At 65.6% G+C, this 18,151-nt stretch carries 12 protein-coding genes and 1 riboswitch; of the genes, 4 read left to right on the top strand and 8 right to left on the bottom strand.

What is annotated here, in order from left to right:
- Nucleotides 1-8: 8 nt before the first annotated feature.
- Complete coding sequence (locus DIE04_RS21130) at nt 9-1,145, bottom strand: FAD-dependent oxidoreductase (protein ID WP_124487852.1); 1,137 nt, start codon at nt 1,143-1,145, stop codon at nt 9-11.
- Between the two features lie 234 nt (nt 1,146-1,379).
- Nucleotides 1,380-1,503: riboswitch (TPP riboswitch) on the bottom strand.
- A 268-nt stretch (nt 1,504-1,771) separates the two neighbouring features.
- Here DIE04_RS21130 and DIE04_RS21125 point away from each other — a divergent pair.
- Entirely contained in the window at nt 1,772-3,541 is a 1,770-nt protein-coding gene (locus DIE04_RS21125) for an ABC transporter ATP-binding protein/permease (RefSeq protein ID WP_124522236.1), read from the top strand.
- A gap of 73 nt (nt 3,542-3,614) precedes the next feature.
- On the opposite strand, the gene thpR is transcribed toward DIE04_RS21125, so the two are convergent.
- Both thpR and DIE04_RS21115 read right to left on the bottom strand, forming a co-directional pair.
- Nucleotides 3,615-4,163: an RNA 2',3'-cyclic phosphodiesterase gene (gene thpR, locus DIE04_RS21120; RefSeq protein ID WP_124522238.1), complete on the bottom strand. Its 549-nt coding sequence runs from the start codon at nt 4,161-4,163 to the stop codon at nt 3,615-3,617.
- Nucleotides 4,160-5,650, bottom strand: a complete 1,491-nt coding sequence (locus DIE04_RS21115) for a sodium:alanine symporter family protein (protein ID WP_124573262.1) — start codon at nt 5,648-5,650, stop codon at nt 4,160-4,162. Before DIE04_RS21115 ends, thpR begins: the two co-directional genes overlap by 4 nt.
- Before the next feature lie 230 nt (nt 5,651-5,880).
- On the opposite strand from DIE04_RS21115, the gene DIE04_RS21110 reads away from it, so the two are divergent.
- Together DIE04_RS21110 and DIE04_RS21105 are read left to right on the top strand one after the other, a co-directional pair.
- On the top strand, nt 5,881-7,206 hold the full coding sequence (locus DIE04_RS21110; RefSeq protein WP_260426266.1) for a lipid II-degrading bacteriocin: 1,326 nt from the start codon (nt 5,881-5,883) through the stop codon (nt 7,204-7,206).
- 59 nt (nt 7,207-7,265) lie between these two features.
- Nucleotides 7,266-7,640, top strand: a complete 375-nt coding sequence (locus DIE04_RS21105; RefSeq protein WP_124487848.1) for a hypothetical protein — start codon at nt 7,266-7,268, stop codon at nt 7,638-7,640.
- 268 nt (nt 7,641-7,908) lie between these two features.
- Here the strand turns inward: DIE04_RS21105 and DIE04_RS21100 are convergent, their stop codons facing one another.
- The 3 genes from DIE04_RS21100 to DIE04_RS21085 form a co-directional block, all read right to left on the bottom strand.
- Nucleotides 7,909-9,375: a glutamate synthase subunit beta gene (locus tag DIE04_RS21100; RefSeq protein WP_044845973.1), complete on the bottom strand. Its 1,467-nt coding sequence runs from the start codon at nt 9,373-9,375 to the stop codon at nt 7,909-7,911.
- 85 nt (nt 9,376-9,460) lie between these two features.
- Nucleotides 9,461-14,164, bottom strand: a complete 4,704-nt coding sequence (locus tag DIE04_RS21095) for a glutamate synthase-related protein (RefSeq protein WP_044845974.1) — start codon at nt 14,162-14,164, stop codon at nt 9,461-9,463.
- 289 nt (nt 14,165-14,453) lie between these two features.
- Nucleotides 14,454-15,167: a transposase gene (locus tag DIE04_RS21085; RefSeq protein WP_006752972.1), complete on the bottom strand. Its 714-nt coding sequence runs from the start codon at nt 15,165-15,167 to the stop codon at nt 14,454-14,456.
- Between the two features lie 193 nt (nt 15,168-15,360).
- Between DIE04_RS21085 and DIE04_RS21080 the strand changes: the two genes are divergently transcribed.
- On the top strand, nt 15,361-16,086 hold the full coding sequence (locus tag DIE04_RS21080; protein WP_044845975.1) for an OmpW family protein: 726 nt from the start codon (nt 15,361-15,363) through the stop codon (nt 16,084-16,086).
- Nucleotides 16,087-16,249: 163 nt separating this feature from the next.
- Here the strand turns inward: DIE04_RS21080 and ugpQ are convergent, their stop codons facing one another.
- Nucleotides 16,250-17,014: a glycerophosphodiester phosphodiesterase gene (ugpQ, locus tag DIE04_RS21075; protein WP_124522260.1), complete on the bottom strand. Its 765-nt coding sequence runs from the start codon at nt 17,012-17,014 to the stop codon at nt 16,250-16,252.
- 28 nt (nt 17,015-17,042) lie between these two features.
- Nucleotides 17,043-18,128, bottom strand: coding sequence for a sn-glycerol-3-phosphate import ATP-binding protein UgpC (locus tag DIE04_RS21070; RefSeq protein ID WP_124487847.1), 1,086 nt, complete (start codon nt 18,126-18,128; stop codon nt 17,043-17,045).
- Between the last annotated feature and the right edge of the window lie 23 nt (nt 18,129-18,151).

The raw sequence follows: 18,151 nt of genomic DNA, 5'->3' as shown, positions 1-18,151 counted from the left end.
GGCGCGCATCAGGCCGGCTGGCGCGCGTCGTCGCGGTGATGAAGGAGCGTCGGCCAGCGCGCGGCATCGCGCCACGCGGCGAACGCGTCGGCATCGGCGAACGTGCCGCCGAGCGCGGCGTGCGCGAACGCGACCGCCGCATGCGCGACTTCCGGCGCGATCATGAAGCCGTGCCGGTACAGGCCGTTGACGGCGAGCGTCGTCGCGCCGTCCCAGATCACCGCCGGGCGATGGTCGGGCAGCGTCGGGCGGCACTGTGCGTTGAGTTCGAGGATGCGCGCCTCGCCGAATGCCGGGTGCACGGAGAACGCCGCGCTCAGCAGTTCGAGCGCCGAGCGCACGCTGACGGGCGACATGTCCTCGCCCTCCACCTCGGTTGCGCCGATCACGTACAGGTCGTCCTGTTTCGGCGCGATGTACAGCGGATAGCGCGGATGCAGCAGCCGCACGGGCCGCGTGAGCCCGATGCCGGGCGCATGCACGCGCGCGACCTCGCCGCGGATGCCGCGCAGCGCGGGCAGCGCGGATTTCGCGCCGAGCCCACGGCAATCGATCGTGAAATGCGCGTCGGGCCGGTTCGCGTCGTCGATCGTCGCGTGCCAGTGCAGCTCGACGCCGCGTTGCGCGAGGCCCGCCGCGAGCGCGCGCAGGGCCTGCCGGTTGTCGAGCTGCCCTTCGCGCGGCAGCATCAGGCCGCGCGCGAAGCGTCCCGCGAGCGCGGGCTCGGCCGCGTCGACCTGGCCACCGGCCAGCGCGACGAAGCCGCCGTCGAACAGCTCGGCCGGCGCGTTCGCGCGCACGCGCCGCTCGAACAACGGCGCCTCGGCACGATCCGCGTGATGCCAGACGACGAGCGTGCCGTGCTGCTGGAAGAACACCGGTTCGGGCAGTTCCGCGAGCCATTGCGGCCAGCGCGCGAGCGATGCGGCGCCGAGCTCGGTGATCAGCAGCTCGGCACTCGCCGCCTCGGCGAGCGGCGCGAGCATCGCGGCCGCGACCCACGCGGCCGACTGCTCGCCGTCCGGGCCGCCGCGTTCGTACAGTGCGACGCGATGCCCGTCGCCCGCGAGCCGCCACGCGATCAGGCGGCCGACGAGGCCGCCGCCGAGTACCGCGAAATCCGGCCGGGAAGCATGGAGGTTCATCGCGCCCCCTCCCCGCGAACCAGGCGGGCGCATGCGACGGACGTCGACGCGCGCACACGGTCCCGTGCAGACGCACGCGACAGCGGATCGGGAACAGCGCAAAAGACTGAAGATTGAGCGGTCATCATTCCTTCCGTAACGCGCGACGCGCGTACCCAAAAGGACGAAACCGGCAGCAAAGGCCGGCCGGGCGGGACTCGGGCGCTGACCATGTGGGATGGCGGCCAGCGCGGCCCGGCGGGATCAGAAACTTCCCTCGCCGGTATTACCCGGATCGGGTGCGAAGGGTCTTTCTCAGCCTCGCCGCGTTGCCCGGAACTGTCCGTCGGCCGCGCTCGAAGCACCCCTGTTTCGTCGTCGGCCATTAGACCATAAAAGCGGAAAGCGCCGCAAACTGTCCCCTTGCGGCAAATTCGCCGTCGCGCCGCGCCGCTCTGGCACAATGCCCGCAGGCCGGCCGCGCGAGCGGCCGGTTGCCGCGTCACCGCCGGCCTTAAGTGCCGTTTAAGACGCGCGGGCCACCATCCGGACGCCCGCCGTCAGTCGGCACCTCGTCCCGGCATGCCGTATCGCGGCGCGCGTCCGGCTCCGCCCGGCCCGCGCGCCGGCTACTCATCAGGAAGCACATGACCCAATCGATCGATCCCGTCCGCTCCGCCTCCGACGCGCCGCAGGACGAGCGCCCGGTATCCGCGTGGAGCCTCATCAAGCCCTACTGGGTGTCGTCCGAATGGAAAGTCGCGTGGGGGCTGCTGGTCACGATCATCGCGATCAACCTCTGCGTGGTCTGGATCAACGTCAAGCTGAACAAGTGGAACGCGCAGTTCTACAACGCGCTGCAGTCGAAGGACGTCCACGACTTCCCGAACCTGCTGATGCAGTTCTCCGCGCTCGCGTTCGGCTTCATCATCCTTGCGGTGTACGGCCGCTACCTGCGCCAGATGCTCGGGTTCCGCTGGCGCCAGTGGCTGACCGACCGGTTTCTCGGCCAGTGGCTCGGCGATCGCGCGTTCTACCGGATCGAACGCGACCGCCTCGCCGACAACCCCGACCAGCGGATCACCGACGACCTCCAGTCGTTCGCGACGACGACGCTCGCGCTGTCGCTCGACCTGCTGTCGACGGTCGTCACGCTCGTGTCGTTCATCACGATCCTGTGGTCGCTCGCCGGCGCGCTGACGCTCTCGCTCGGCGCGACGCCGATCACGATCCCCGGCTACATGGTGTGGGCGGCCGCGCTGTACGCGGTGGTCGGCTCGCTGATCATCCAGAAGGTCGGTCACCCGCTCGTGTCGATCAACTACCAGCAGCAGCGCGTCGAGGCCGACTTCCGCTTCGGGCTGATCCGCGTGCGCGAGAACGCCGAGCAGATCGCGTTCTACGACGGCGAGAAAACCGAGACCGCCAACGCGCAGAGCCTGTTCACGCGCATTCGCGACAACTGGTGGCGCGTGATGAAGTACACGAAGCGCCTCACGTTCGTGCTGAGCTTCTACGGGCAGATCGCGATCATCTTCCCGCTCGTCGTCGCGGCGCCGCGCTATTTCGCCGGCGCGTTCTCGTTCGGCGTGCTGATGCAGATCTCGTCCGCGTTCGGCACCGTCAGCGATTCGTTCTCGTGGTTCATCAACAGTTACTCGACCCTCGTCGAATGGCGCGCCACCGTCAACCGTCTGCGTGAATTCAAGCGCGTGATGGGCACGTCGCACCTGAAGGAAAGCCTGTCGCCCGCGACCGAGCACGGCGGCATCAACCTGCACTACGTCGATGCCGCGAAGCTGTCGACGTCGTCGCTGAAGCTCGCGCTGCCGAACGGCAACGCGCTCGCGAACATCGGCAACGTGACGATCGAACCCGGCTCGCGCTGGCTCGTGATCGGCAAGTCGGGTTCCGGCAAGAGCACGTTCATGCGCGCGCTCGCGGGCCTCTGGCCGTTCGGCGACGGCGCGATCGACGCGCCGGTCGGCGCGCGGATGATGTTCGTGCCGCAGACAAGTTACCTGCCGATCGGCACGCTGAAAGCAGCGCTCACGTATCCGGCCGCGCCCGACACGTTCGCCGACGACGCGTGCCGCGACGCGCTGCGCGCGTGCCGCCTCGAAGACTACGTCGAGCGCCTCGGCGAGACCGGCCACTGGACGCGCGTGCTGTCGCCGGGCGAACAGCAACGTCTCGCCGGCGCGCGCGTGCTGCTGCACAAGCCGGACTTCCTGTTCCTCGACGAAGCGACGAGCGCGCTCGACGCCGACAACGAAGCGCGGCTCTATCACCTGTTCGCCGAACGGCTGCCGAAGGCCGCGATCGTCAGCATCGCGCACCGCGAGTCGCTGGCCGCGTTCCACGTCGGCACGATCAACGTCGAACGCGTGAACGACAGCGACAAGGTCGCCGCGTAACCGCTCAACAGAAGGCCGGTGCATGCCGCGCCGGCCTTCTCTTCCTCGTTCTTCCTGCCTTCCCGCCTTCCCGCTACGCCGGCACGACCGGCACCGACACGATCGGCACATGCGACACGCCGTCGTGCGACAGCCGGCTTTCGAATAGCGTCAGCGCGGCGAAACGCAGCGCGCACGGCCGCCCGGTCGCGCCGCCGTGCGCGGGCTGCCCGTCCGCGTCGCGCGGCAACCGCGCGAGCGTGACGTGCGGCCTGAACGGCCGGCGGTCGGCCGGCACGCCCAGTTCGCGCAACAGCGCGGATAAGTCGGCATTCAGCGCCGTACAGGCAGGATCGGGCGCGAGTTCCGCGACGATCAGCCTCGCTCGCGGCAGGCTCGGCCACCACGCGATCCGCTCGACCGGCTGCAACGGCAGCGCATGCGCGGCCGCGAGCGCCGGCAGGCGCGCGGCCAGCGCGTCGCAACGCGCGCGTTCGATCGCGCCGATGAACGCGAGCGTCACGTGCAGTTGCGCGGGCAACGTGCGCCGCGCGCCGCGGGTGACCGGCAGCGCATGCAGCGCGTCGCGCGATGCCGTGTCGGGCATCAGCGCGACGAACGCACGAAGCCGGTCGCCGTTCACGACTCGCGCACCGCCACGCGCGCTTCGGCCACCGCATCGGCCGACACCGGACGCTGCGGCAGCGGGCCGTGCTCGCCCCACACGTCGGCCGGCAGCACGCGCGCGAGCTCGGGAATCGTGTTGCGCGTGAACACCGGATCGGCAATGCCCTGCGCGCGCTGGCGGCGATAGTCGCGCCACGCGGCATGCGCATACTTGCCGAGCGCGAGGATCGCAACCAGGTTGATGATCGCCATCAGCCCCATGCTCGTATCGGCCATCGCCCACACGAGCGGCAGTTGCCCGACGCTGCCGAACATCACCATCCCGAGCACCGCGATGCGGAACAGCGGCAGCACGCCGCGCCGCTTCGTGATGAAATCGACGTTGCCTTCCGCGTATGCGTAATTGCCGATCACCGACGAGTACGCGAAGAAGAAGATCGCGACGGCCATGTAGATGCCGCCCCAGCCGCCGACGTGGCTCGCGATCGCGCGCTGCGTGAGCGCCGCGCCTTCCATGCCGGTGCCGAGTTCGTACTGGCCCGACAGCAGGATCACGAACGCGGTCGCGCTGCAGATCACGATCGTGTCGACGAACACGCCGAGCATCTGGATCAGCCCCTGCACGACCGGATGCCGCACGCTCGCGGTCGCGGCCGCGTTCGGCGCGCTGCCCATGCCGGCCTCGTTCGAGAACAGCCCGCGCTTCACGCCCATCGCGACCGCCTGGCTGACCGCATAGCCGGTCAGGCCGCCCGCCGCCTGCTCGAGCCCGAACGCGCTCTTCACGATCAGCGCGATCACGGCCGGCACCATCGCGATGTGGGTCGCGACCGCGTAGACCGCCAGCGCGAGGTAGCCGATCGCCATCACCGGCACGATCACCTGCGCGACCGACGCGATGCGGCGAATCCCGCCGAAGATGAGCGGCGCGGTGAGCAGCACGAGGCTGAGGCCGACCGTCTCGCGGCTCCAGCCGAACGACGTATGGAACGCGTCGGCGATCGCATTGGCCTGCACCGCGTTGAACACGAAACCGAACGCGAGGATCAGCGACAGCGAGAACAGCACGCCGAAGCCGCGCGAGCGCAGGCCCGTCTGGATGTAGTACGCGGGGCCGCCGCGATAGCTGCCGTCCGGATGCGACACCTTGAAGATCTGTGCGAGCGTCGCCTCGACGAACGCCGACGACATCCCGACAAGCGCCGTCATCCACATCCAGAAGATCGCGCCCGGCCCGCCGACCGTCAGCGCGACCGCGACACCGGCGATGTTGCCGGTGCCCACGCGGCTCGCGAGCCCGGTCGCGAACGCCTGGAACGACGAGATGCTGCCCGGCTCGCCCTTGCTGCCGACCAGTTTCATGCTGAGGAACAGCGCCTTCAGCTGGATCATCCGGAACCGCAACGTGAACCACGCGCCGGCGCCGAGCAGCAGCGCGATCAGCACGTAGTTCCACAGCACGCCGTTGACGGCGTCGATCAGCCCAAGCACGAGTGCTTCCATCCAGAGTCCTTTCAAATGGGGTCGATCATGGTCGGCTGCGCGTGGCGCGCCGGAAGGACGACATGATATGACAATTCGCAAGAAATCTTACAAAACGAAAGGACTGTGGCGCGACGCTGGCCGGACTGCCAACGCTTCAAGATTATGCGACTCGCCACACGCAGAACCATGTTCTGCGCAATGAACTTTGACGTTTGGAAACGTTGTTCGAACCGCCGAACGAGGAGGACATGTCTCGCGGAACTGCTTCGATTGGACGTTGCCGCGCCTCACGCTCGGCTCACAAGGGGGTTCCGCTCGAGGCTGGCGCGCGGATAAGAACCATACAAAATTCTTGCAGAACAATCCAAAAAGGCAAACGCTGTGTCTTTCGCAATACGAATCAATTACCGAAAGACAACCAAACGGGGTGTGAAATGCTCAAGCACGACACGCTGGCATCTGAAAATGTCATGAATGGCGACAACAAACGGCAACACCAGAACAGGTGCCGCTTCCTGATTGCTTCGACCGCGCTACCGCTCGGAACCTTGCTGAAACATACAACGAGCGCGGCGCAATCAAATGTCCTACCACCGATTTCGGTTACCGCACCACGACCGCCTGATTTCAACTTTGGCGATTTCAAAATCAACTCGAACGAAATACCCGGCGCCAATATCGGGGCAGGAATACCACCCCCATCGGTCTGCTTCAATCAATATTGCGCGTCCAACTACATGCTCCTTTTTGCGAACACGGGCAACATGGTTCGCGCGACCGAAATGTTCTTCAGGTATTTGCCGGCAATCGGACGCAACGACACAAACTTCTGGCGCAATCAGCTTGTGCTGGTCGGCGGATTCACGCCATGGCTGGCCATAGGCGGCTACAAGTATTTGCCCGGCGCCAACCAATATGGGTTTAATTTCGCACCCGGGCATTATGCAAACATTTCCGCATTATTTGGCATCTACGTCGGCCAACTGGACAAAGCCCTGCCCACATCGAAATTCGATTTTTATGGCAACCCACTGATGTTCATAGAGGCAGTCAATCACTGGATACACGGAAACGGAGTCCAACGATCCATCAACATCGAATCTCTAAACTTAAAAATGAATGTTAGCGATTTCGGAGAAATATCGCGAGCCATCGAAAACCAAGGATATGGCCCTGGCATTTATCCAATCGACAGCGGATTCAGCACCAACATCTTCAACCATGGAACTCAGGATCTGTGGAGCGCAACCGTCTTGGGACGAATATCCGGCCGAGTTCACGGAACATTGGAACTACTCGCCGACAACACATATCGATTCAACGGGTATTACACACTCAATCCAGACAGGTTTGATGCCGATCCATCAAATCGACCATTTCTTCAAGAGGCAGCCACCACGTTTCTGGCGAAACTCGGTTCGGTGCTAGGGCATACGGACTATCAGATAATCTTCACCGGCGAAAAGAATATCTCATTTTCTGGCCAAAGACCCGTGCGAAATGCCGAAATGCGCCCCCCGGAGGCCGTTCATAGGCCATCATTTGGCGGCTTGATGCGCCCCGGCCGCTTCTAGGATCGAGAATTCCTGTCGCGCGCGCAATCTCGACAACCAAACACACGCCGAATCCGATCATGCTTTCGACAGTCTTGTGCTTCGTGATGCGTTGGATCCTCTGGATTATCGCCGCCGCCATTGGCACGTTCGTATTGCTGTTCGTCGTCGTGGCGTTTTCTCGGTACGAGAGGACGGAAGGCAGTTGCCCCGATGCATCCATCGAGGTACTCCGCGGAAAGATCCTCGCATACATCGAAGACCAAGGGGTGCAGTCCAATCGCATCCAATTCGATGGTGCCCCGCGATATCACGCATGGAAACTCGGGGTCTGGGAATTCCCCCTGCTCGTCGACGGAACAAAGTACATCGCGATGATCGATTGCAACGAACAACTAGCAAGCTATTGGCGAGTCAAGGAATCACCGCACGCCCCCCCATCTCCTGGCAATTGATCGCACATCGGAACATAAAGCACTCGGCACGTTCGAAAAAAACGGCGCTTTGGCTCTATCGCGCGACCGATTGGACGGACAAATCGACATGGGGGCATCGAATGACGCTCGTTGACATACTCCAAACCGTCCTGACAATGTTTGTCGCCATGCGGCAAGCCCCGTCGCGACGCGATGATGGGCACACGATCGTCAACGGCTGCTACACAAAAAAACCGGGCGCCCTCTCGGACGCCCGGCTTTCATCGAAACCCGCTCGCGATGATACTCAGCGCGGCAGTTCCGAATGCCCCATCAGGTACGCGTCGACCGAGCGCGCGCACTGGCGGCCTTCGCGGATCGCCCACACGACGAGCGACTGGCCGCGACGCATGTCGCCTGCCGCGAACACCTTGTCGACCGACGTGTAGTACGAACGATCGCCTTCGGTCGCCGCACGCGCGTTGCCGCGTGCGTCCTTCGCGACGCCGAACGCCTCGAGCACGGTGGCTGCCGGCTGCGTGAAGCCCATCGCGAGCAGCACCAGGTCGGCCTTCATCTCGAACTCGGAGCCCGGCACTTCCTGCATCTTGCCGTCCTTCCACTCGACGCGTACCGCGATCAGCTTCTCGACCTTGCCGTTCTTGCCTTCGAGACGCTTCGTCGCGACCGCCCAGTCACGCTCGCAGCCTTCCTCGTGCGACGACGACGTGCGCAGCTTGATCGGCCAGTACGGCCACACGAGCGGCTTGTTTTCCTCTTCCGGCGGCTGCGGCAGCAGCTCGAACTGCGTGACCTGCTTCGCGCCGTGACGGTTCGACGTGCCGACGCAGTCCGAACCCGTATCGCCGCCGCCGATCACGATCACGTGCTTGCCCTTCGCGAGCAGCTGGTCGGCGAGCTTGTCGCCCGCGTTCACGCGGTTCTGCTGCGGCAGGAAGTCCATCGCGAAATGCACGCCCGCGAGTTCGCGGCCCGGCACCGGCAGGTCGCGCGGCGTTTCCGAACCGCCCGCGATCACGACCGCGTCGAATTCCTCCTTCAGCGTGTCCGGCGAAATGGTTTCCTTCGCGAGGCTGCCGATCGACTCGGGCAGCGGATCCTTGCCGATGAACACGCTGGTGCGGAACGTCACGCCTTCCGCTTCCATCTGGCGCATGCGGCGATCGATCAGCCACTTCTCGAGCTTGAAGTCGGGGATCCCGTAACGCAGCAGGCCGCCGACGCGATCGTTCTTCTCGAACACCGTCACGTCGTGGCCGGCACGCGCGAGCTGCTGCGCAGCGGCGAGGCCCGCGGGGCCAGAACCGACGACCGCGACTTTCTTGCCGGTCTTGTGTTCGGCCGGCAGCGGCTTCACCCAGCCTTCCGCCCAGGCCTTGTCGATGATCGCGTGCTCGATCGACTTGATGCCGACCGGATCGTTGTTGATCCCGAGCGTGCAGGCTGCCTCGCACGGCGCCGGGCAGATGCGGCCCGTGAACTCGGGGAAGTTGTTGGTCGAATGCAGGACTTCGATCGCCTGCTGCCAGTCCTGGCGGTAAACGAGATCGTTGAAGTCCGGAATGATGTTGTTGACCGGGCAGCCGTTGTTGCAGAACGGGATGCCACAGTCCATGCAGCGTGCGCCCTGGACCTTCGCGTCCGCGTCGGTCAGCGCCGCGACGAATTCCTTGTAGTGCTTCACGCGCGTGAGCGGTGCTTCGTACGCCTCGTGGCGGCGTTCGAACTCCAGAAAACCGGTTGCCTTGCCCATAAGGTGCTCTTCTGTTCGGTGTATCGGGTGGGGGAGCCGCGCGCGGCCGTCAGGCGCGCGCGGCATTCGCTATGTCGTTCGTCGCTCAGGCGGCCAGCACTTCCTTCGCCGCCTTCTTCGCACCGATCTCGCCCAGCGCGCGCTTGTATTCGTGCGGGAACACCTTCACGAACTGGCGGCGCGCCGCGTCCCAGTTTTCCAGCAGCGACTTCGCGCGCGGCGAACCCGTGAACTGGAAATGACGCTCGACGAGCCCCTTGAGCAGCGCTTCGTCCGTCGTGCCCGCATGCCAGAGCGCGCGGTCGACCGTGCGCTCCTGCTCGGCCTGCTGCAGCACCGGCTCGAGCGCGACCATCGACTTGTTGCACTTCGCCGCGAACGTGCCTTCCGGATCGTAGATGTACGCGAGACCGCCCGACATGCCGGCCGCGAAGTTGCGCCCGGTTTCGCCGAGCACGACGACCGTGCCGCCCGTCATGTATTCGCAACCGTGGTCGCCCGTGCCTTCGACGACCGCCGTCGCGCCCGAGTTACGCACGCAGAAGCGTTCGCCCGCGACGCCGCGGAAGAACGATTCGCCTTCGATCGCGCCGTACATCACCGTGTTGCCGCAGATGATGTTTTCCTCGGACTTGCCGCGGAAGTCGTTGGTCGGACGGATGATGATCCGGCCGCCCGACAGGCCCTTGCCGACGTAGTCGTTGCCGTCGCCGACGAGGTCGAGCGTCACGCCCTTCGCGAGGAACGCGCCGAAGCTCTGGCCGGCCGTGCCCTTCAGCTGGATGTGCACCGCGTCGTCGGCCAGGCCTTCGTGGCCGTGCTTCTTCGCGATCACGCCCGACAGCATCGCGCCGACCGTCCGGTTCACGTTGCGCACCGGCTGGATGAACGACACATGCTCGCCGTTCTCGATCGCGGCCTTCGCCTTCTCGATCAGCACGTGGTCGAGCGCGCGCTCGAGGCCGTGATCCTGCACGTCGACGTGACGCGGCGCGACGTCCTCGCACTCTTCCGGCTGGTAGAACACGCGCGAGAAGTCGAGGCCCTTCGCCTTCCAGTGCTCGATGCCCTTGCGCGTATCGAGCAGGTCGGCACGGCCGATCAGGTCGTCGAACTTCGCGACGCCGAGCTGCGCCATGATCTCGCGCACTTCCTCGGCGACGAAGAAGAAGTAGTTCACGACGTGCTCGGGCTGGCCCTTGAACTTCGCACGCAGCACCGGATCCTGCGTCGCGACGCCGACCGGGCACGTGTTCAGGTGGCACTTGCGCATCATGATGCAGCCTTCGACGACGAGCGGTGCCGTCGCGAAGCCGAATTCGTCCGCGCCGAGCAGTGCGCCGATCACGACGTCGCGGCCCGTCTTCATCTGGCCGTCGGCCTGCACGCGGATGCGGCCGCGCAGGCGGTTCAGCACCAGCGTCTGCTGCGTTTCGGCGAGGCCGAGTTCCCACGGCGTGCCCGCATGCTTGACCGACGACAGCGGCGACGCGCCCGTGCCGCCGTCATGGCCGGCGATCACGACGTGGTCGGCCTTCGCCTTCGCAACACCGGCCGCGACCGTGCCGACGCCGACTTCCGACACCAGCTTCACCGAGATGCTCGAGCTCGGGTTCACGTTCTTCAGGTCGTGGATCAGCTGCGCCAGATCCTCGATCGAGTAGATGTCGTGGTGCGGCGGCGGCGAGATCAGGCCGACGCCCGGCACCGAGTAACGCAGCTTGCCGATGTATTCGGACACCTTGTGGCCCGGCAGCTGGCCGCCTTCGCCCGGCTTCGCGCCCTGCGCCATCTTGATCTGGATCTGGTCGGCCGATGCCAGGTACTCGGCGGTGACGCCGAAGCGGCCCGACGCGACCTGCTTGATCTTCGAGCGGAGGGAATCGCCATCCTTCAGCGGAATGTCGCTGACGATCTCGTCGCCGATCACCGACTTCAGCGTCTCGCCCGACTTGATCGGAATGCCGCGCAGTTCGTTGCGGTAGCGCTTCTCGTCCTCGCCGCCTTCGCCGGTGTTCGACTTGCCGCCGATCCGGTTCATCGCGATCGCGAGCGTCGCGTGCGCTTCCGTGCTGATCGAACCGAGCGACATCGCGCCCGTCGCGAAGCGCTTCACGATGTCCTTCGCCGGTTCGACGTTTTCGATCGGGATCGCCTTGGTCGGCTCGACCTTGAACTCGAACAGGCCGCGGAACGTCATGTGACGCTTGGTCTGGTCGTTGATCAGGTGCGCGTATTCCTTGTACGTCTGGTACGAGTTGCTGCGCGTCGCGTGCTGGAGCTTCGCGATCGAGTCCGGCGTCCACATGTGGTCTTCGCCGCGCACGCGATACGCGTACTCGCCGCCCGCGTCGAGCATGTCGCGCAGGACCGGGTTGTCGCCGAACGCATCGCGGTGCAGGCGGATCGCTTCTTCCGCGACTTCGAACAGGCCGATGCCGCCGACCTTCGAGGCCGTGCCCTTGAAGTACTTCTCGACGAGGTCGCTCGACAGGCCGAGCGCTTCGAAGATCTGCGCGCCCGTGTACGACATGTACGTCGAGATGCCCATCTTCGACATCACCTTCTGCAGGCCCTTGCCGACCGCCTTCGTGAAGTTGTAGACGGCCTTCTCCGGCGACAGGTCACCCGACAGGCCTTCGGCCATCTTCGCGAGCGTTTCCATCGCGAGGTACGGGTGCACGGCTTCCGCGCCGTAGCCCGCGAGCAGCGCGAAGTGGTGCGTCTCGCGTGCGGAGCCCGTCTCGACGACGAGGCCCGTGCTCGTGCGCAGCCCTTGCTGGACGAGGTGCGAGTGGATCGCCGACGTGGCGAGCAGCGCCGGGATCGCGACGTGCTCGGCGTCCGTCTTGCGGTCCGACACGATCAGCATGTTGTAGCCCGACTTGACCGCGTCGACGGCTTCCGCGCACAGCGACGCGAGGCGCGCCTCGATGCCTTCCTTGCCCCATGCGACCGGGTAGCAGATGTTCAGTTCGTACGCGCTGAACTTGCCGCCCGTGTACTGGTCGATCGCGCGGATCTTCGCGATGTCCTTGAAGTCGAGCACCGGCTGCGACACTTCGAGACGCATCGGCGGGTTGATGTTGTTCGTGTCGAGCAGGTTCGGCTTCGGGCCGATGAACGACACGAGCGACATCACCATGTTCTCGCGGATCGGGTCGATCGGCGGGTTCGTGACCTGCGCGAACAGCTGCTTGAAGTAGTGATAGAGCGTCTTGTTCTTGTTCGACATCACCGCGAGCGGCGAGTCGTTGCCCATCGAGCCGACGGCCTCTTCGCCCTGCTGCGCCATCGGCGCCATCAGGAACTTCAGGTCTTCCTGCGTATAGCCGAACGCCTGCTGGCGGTCGAGCAGCGCGGCGCCCTGCGTGCGGCCGGCCGCGACGTCCTCGGCCTTCGGCTCGATCTCGTCGAGCTTGATGCGCACGGCGTCGATCCAGCTCTTGTACGGCTTCGCGTTCGCGAGGTTGTCCTTGAGCTCCTTGTCGTCGATGATGCGGCCGTGTTCCATGTCGATCAGGAACATCTTGCCCGGCTGCAGGCGCCACTTCTTGACGATCTTCGATTCGGGGATCTGCAGCGTGCCGGCTTCCGACGCCATGATGACGAGGTCGTCGTCGGTCACGATGTAGCGCGCCGGGCGCAGGCCGTTACGGTCGAGCGTCGCGCCGATCTGGCGGCCGTCGGTAAACGCGATCGCGGCGGGGCCGTCCCACGGCTCCATCATCGCGGCGTGGTATTCGTAGAACGCGCGGCGATTCTCGTCCATCAGCGTGTGCTGTTCCCAGGCTTCCGGGATCATCATCATCACCGCGTGCACGAGCGGGTAGCCGGCCATCACCAGCAGTTCGAGACAGTTGTCGAACGATGCGGTGTCCGACTGGCCCGGGTAGATCAGCGGCCACAGCTTCGGCAGGTCGTCGCCGAGCACGTGCGACGCGATCGCGCCGGTACGCGCGTTCAGCCAGTTCACGTTGCCCTTGACGGTGTTGATCTCGCCGTTGTGCGCGATCATCCGGTACGGGTGCGCCAGCTCCCAGGCCGGGAACGTGTTGGTCGAGAAGCGCTGGTGCACGAGCGCGAGCGCCGACACGACGCGCGCGTCCTGCAGGTCGCGGTAGTACACGCCGACCTGGCCCGCCAGCAGCAGCCCCTTGTAGACGATCGTGCGCGCCGACATCGACGGCACGAAGTATTCCTTGCCGTGCTTGAGCTTCAGCGCCTGGATGCGGTGGCTCGCGGTCTTGCGGATCACGTACAGCTTCCGCTCGAGCGCGTCCGTCACCATGATGTCCTTGCCGCGGCCGATGAAGATCTGGCGGATCAGCGGCTCGCTCGCCTTGACCGTCGGCGAGATCGGCATCGTATGGTCGACCGGCACGTCGCGCCAGCCGAGCACGACCTGCCCTTCTGCCCGCACCGTCCGCTCGAGCTCCTGCTCGCACGCGAGACGCGATGCATTTTCCTTCGGCAGGAAGATCATGCCGACCCCATATTCGCCGGCCGGCGGCAGCGTCACGCCCTGCTTCGACATTTCCTCGCGATAGAACGCGTCCGGAATCTGGATCAGGATGCCGGCGCCGTCGCCCATCAGCGGATCGGCACCGACCGCACCGCGGTGATCGAGGTTCTCGAGGATCTTCAGACCCTGCTGAATGATCTCGTGGCTCTTCTTGCCCTTGATGTGAGCGACAAAGCCGACGCCGCAGGCGTCGTGTTCGTTTTGCGGGTCGTACAGACCTTGTGCGGCGGGCACCGCGGCGAGCGGCTGCTGGTGGTCGTTCATGGGGACACCGTCGTAAAGGGGCCTCGAGGGCCGTTGAACCATTTTTTTGTTGCCGTCGATCCCGCTCCCGACGGGAGACGGCACGGCCGACAGTGGTTGGGCGAGCTTCACCCGGGCCACCGGAATTCGGAATATACGCGACGAATCAAAGGAATAGCAACAAAAACCGCTTGATAGAACCCCATTTAAACAGATGCTCGGATCTGGTGCTGTTTTATTGGGGCCGTATCATTTTGGTGCAAAAAGAAGCGGCACCCGCGGCGCCGCCTCGTGATCCGCCTTTCCCGCGTTACTGCTGGATCGGCGGCGTGTTTTCACGCACCTTTCTGGGGCGTCCGCGCGGCAGCGGCGACACGCGGCGGTTCGCCGTGCGCGCCGCCCACTCGCGGTAGTTCTCGCCGCCGAGCACCCAGCCCTTGAGTGTCGCCTGCTGGAGCTGATCGGCCTGCCGCTCGTCGAGCGGCTGCTCGCACAGCTCCTTGTACGCGCGCTGACGGTCGAACGGCGTGTTGCCGAGCGCCCAGTAGAGCGGATGGTCGGTGATCAGGCTGTCGACGGTGAGCCCGACGTGGTGCCGGTAGCTCGACCAGCGATAGGCGTCGGGCGTCGCGACCAGCTGCGCGCGCACCGGGCTCATCTCGACCACGCGGCTCGCGAGCAGGAAATAGCGCTCGCCTTCGATCACGGTCGCGCGATAGCGGCCTTCCCACAGGGTGCCGCGCCGCGAATAGCGCCGGTTGAAATGCGCGACGTAGCGGCGGCCCACCGCCTGCATCGCCTTCGGCAGGCTCGCCTCGTCGCTCGGCGTCACGAGGAGCTGCACCTGACGCGGCAGCAGCACGTAGGCATGCACCGAAAGATGGTGATCGCGTGCCGCGGCCTTCAGACAATCGATGAAGAGTTCGTAGTCCTGGTCGTCGACAAACGCGGGTTGCTGATCCAGGCCGCGCAGTATCACGTGCTGCGGCTGGTCGGGAACGTAGAGTCGTGCTAACCGTGCCATGCTGAATGTCCGTTTGAACGCGTTAGGAAATACCCGAAGGTCCGAAAATGCGCACCTGCGTAGAATGCCTGTCCTGGCGGGGCGCGGAAGCGTACGGTCGTGCGAATCCTAGGGAGAAAGCTCTAACTTGCGAGCTTGTTTGGTTTTAAACGCAGTCGTCATAATGAGCACGCCTTTGATCGGAGGAGACACAATGAAACGAAAACTGGCCATTACGGGGGCCGTGGCGCTCGCATTCGCGGGCGGTACGGCACACGCACAATCCGCAGGTGATTTCTACGTCAGCACCGGCTGGCTGCACTTTTCGCCGCAGGACAGCAGCGACCCGCTGTTCGTCTACGGCGTCGGCGGCACGCCCATCAACCAATCGATTCCCAACACCGGCGCCGGCATCAACGACGCCGATACGCTCGGTCTCGCAGCGGGCTACTTCGTCACCGACCATATCTCCACCGAGCTCGTGATGGGGATACCGCCGAAGTTCGACATTACCGGCAAGGGTCGGTTCGAAAACTTCGGCGTACTCGGCCGTGCGTACCAGTGGAGCCCCGCCGTATTGCTGCGCTACCACTTCAACGACGCCAACGCGAAGTTCCGTCCGTATGTCGGCGTCGGCGCGACATATACGTGGTTCACCGGCGCAAAGATCACGAACAGCAGCTTCGAGAACGGCGTGCTCGGCGGCCCGACCAGCGCGACGACCAGCAACCAGTGGGCGCCCGTGTTCAACGCCGGCTTCACGTACAACTTCACGAAACACTGGTTCGGCGGCCTGTCGATCTCGTACATCCCGATCAGCGTCACCGCGACCTTCACGACGGCCCGCCGGACGCCGGTCGGCACCCTGACCGAAACGTCGAAAGCGAAGATCTCGCTCAATCCGATCGTCACGTACCTGAACATCGGCTACCGCTTCTAAGCGTAGTCGAATATTTGGGGAATGGTTAATCCTGCTGCAATTTGTAGCCGATTTTTCGTGACGTAACGTCTCCACGATGGAAAACGCCCCGGCGGAAACCCGCCGGGGCGTCGTTTTTTTGCCTCAGGGTTTTCCCGCCACCAGCATCGCGCGGGACCGGTCGCTACGCGATGTCGTCCAGCGCATCGGCGGCGATCAGGTCGATCCGGTCCGTGCAGACCGCATCGACGCCCCAGCGCGCGAGTTCGCGCGCCCGGGCGAGGTCGTTGACCGTGTACACCAGGATCCGCAGGCCGGCCGCCTTGATCGCGCGCACGAGCGGTTCGTCGAGCTCCTTGTGGCTTGCGTGCAACGATACGCAGCCGAGCGCACCGACGACCTGCGCGTGCCAGTCGTCCGGTACCGCCTCGTACAGCATCCCGCGCGGCAGTGCCGGTGCGCTCGCGCGCGCCTGTTGCAGCGCCTCGAACGAGAACGACGACAAGAGCGGCGGCACCGCCGCGCCATGCCAGTACGCGGCCGCATCGGCCGCGACCCGCTGCCCCGTGTCGCGCTCGCGGCCCGGGCACGGCTTGATCTCGACGTTCGCCGCCAGCCCGTGCGCGACGCAGCGCGCCGCCGCCGCCTCGAGCGTCGGCATCCGCTCGCCCGCGAAACGCGCGTCGAACCAGGCACCGGCGTCGAGCGCGGCCAGCGCCGCATAACGCATGCCCGCCGCCGGGCCGCGGCCGTTCGACGTGCGGTCGACCGTGTCGTCGTGCAGGAGGAACGTCACGTCGTCGGCGGATAGCTTCGCGTCGAACTCGACCATCCGGTGACCGCGCCGCGCGCCCTCGTCGAACGCGGCGAGCGTGTTCTCCGGTGCGAGCGTGCCGCCGCCGCGATGGGCGACGACGCGCGGATAGGGCCAGTCGGTTCGGGAAGTCATCATGCGCCTCGCAACGGGTTCGTCAGGATCAGCCGGCCCGCTTGCCGGTCTCGGGATCGAAGAAATGCAGCCGGTGCGCGGGCAGCGCGGCACCCAGCGCCGTGCCGCGCGCGGGACGATCCGCGTGCGGCAGCCGCACCGCGACGTCGTGGTTGCCCCAGCGGCCGTGCGCGAGGTTGTCCGCGCCGAGCAGCTCGCACGAGTCGACCGGCAGCGTCGCCTGCGCGACGCCCGGCTGCGGCGTCATGTGCTCCGGCCGCACGCCGAGCACCCAGTCGCGCCCGGTGGCGATCGCGGTGCCGATGCCGGGCGCGCCGGCGACCGGCAGCGCCGGGCCGCCGCCCGCGACCGTAAACGTCGCGCCATCCTCCGACAGCCGGCCGTGCATCAGGTTCATCGCCGGCGAGCCGATGAAGCCCGCGACGAACACCGTCGCCGGCTTCTCGTACACGTCGACCGGCGCGCCGATCTGCTCCGCATAGCCGCGGTTCATCACGATCACGCGCTGCGCGAGCGTCATCGCCTCGATCTGGTCGTGCGTCACGTACACGCTCGTGGTCGCGAGCCGCGCATGCAGCCGCTGGATCTCGAGCCGCATCTGCACGCGCAACTTCGCGTCGAGGTTCGACAGCGGCTCGTCGAACAGGAATACCGACGGCTCGCGCACGATCGCGCGCCCCATCGCGACGCGCTGCCGCTGGCCGCCCGACAGTTCGCGCGGCCGCCGCGCGAGCAGCGGCTCGAGCTCGAGGATCTTCGCGGCGGCAGCGACCCGCGCGTCGATCGTCGCGCGCTCGATGCCGCGGATCTTCAGCCCGTAGCCCATGTTCTGCGCGACCGTCATGTGCGGATACAGCGCGTAGTTCTGGAACACCATCGCGATGTCGCGATCCTTCGGCTCCAGCGCGTTGACCACGCGCTCACCGATCGCGATCTCGCCGTCCGTCACCGTCTCGAGCCCCGCGATCATCCGCAGCAGCGTCGACTTGCCGCAGCCCGACGGGCCGACCAGCACGATGAATTCGCCGTCGGCGATCTCCACGTCGATGCCATGCAGCACGTGCTGCTTGCCGTCGTAGGATTTCCTGACGCCCTTCAAGCTCAGCGCAGCCATACTTGGTCCTTCTCCCGGTTGCC

Source organism: Burkholderia sp. Bp8994 (genome assembly GCF_003853805.1).
In the GTDB taxonomy this organism is placed as follows: domain Bacteria; phylum Pseudomonadota; class Gammaproteobacteria; order Burkholderiales; family Burkholderiaceae; genus Burkholderia.
Note: the sequence above shows the minus strand (reverse complement) of the source record. Positions and strands in the feature narration are given on the sequence as shown.

Coding starts and splice junctions, on each gene's coding strand:
- DIE04_RS21100 (WP_044845973.1), bottom strand. CDS start 9,375: ATGGGCAAGGCAACCGGTTTTCTGGAGTTCGAACGCCGCCACGAGGCG.
- DIE04_RS21125 (WP_124522236.1), top strand. CDS start 1,772: ATGACCCAATCGATCGATCCCGTCCGCTCCGCCTCCGACGCGCCGCAG.
- DIE04_RS21080 (WP_044845975.1), top strand. CDS start 15,361: ATGAAACGAAAACTGGCCATTACGGGGGCCGTGGCGCTCGCATTCGCG.
- ugpQ (WP_124522260.1), bottom strand. CDS start 17,014: ATGACTTCCCGAACCGACTGGCCCTATCCGCGCGTCGTCGCCCATCGC.
- DIE04_RS21115 (WP_124573262.1), bottom strand. CDS start 5,650: ATGGAAGCACTCGTGCTTGGGCTGATCGACGCCGTCAACGGCGTGCTG.
- DIE04_RS21105 (WP_124487848.1), top strand. CDS start 7,266: ATGCTTTCGACAGTCTTGTGCTTCGTGATGCGTTGGATCCTCTGGATT.
- DIE04_RS21110 (WP_260426266.1), top strand. CDS start 5,881: ATGTCTCGCGGAACTGCTTCGATTGGACGTTGCCGCGCCTCACGCTCG.
- DIE04_RS21085 (WP_006752972.1), bottom strand. CDS start 15,167: ATGGCACGGTTAGCACGACTCTACGTTCCCGACCAGCCGCAGCACGTG.
- DIE04_RS21070 (WP_124487847.1), bottom strand. CDS start 18,128: ATGGCTGCGCTGAGCTTGAAGGGCGTCAGGAAATCCTACGACGGCAAG.
- DIE04_RS21095 (WP_044845974.1), bottom strand. CDS start 14,164: ATGAACGACCACCAGCAGCCGCTCGCCGCGGTGCCCGCCGCACAAGGT.
- DIE04_RS21130 (WP_124487852.1), bottom strand. CDS start 1,145: ATGAACCTCCATGCTTCCCGGCCGGATTTCGCGGTACTCGGCGGCGGC.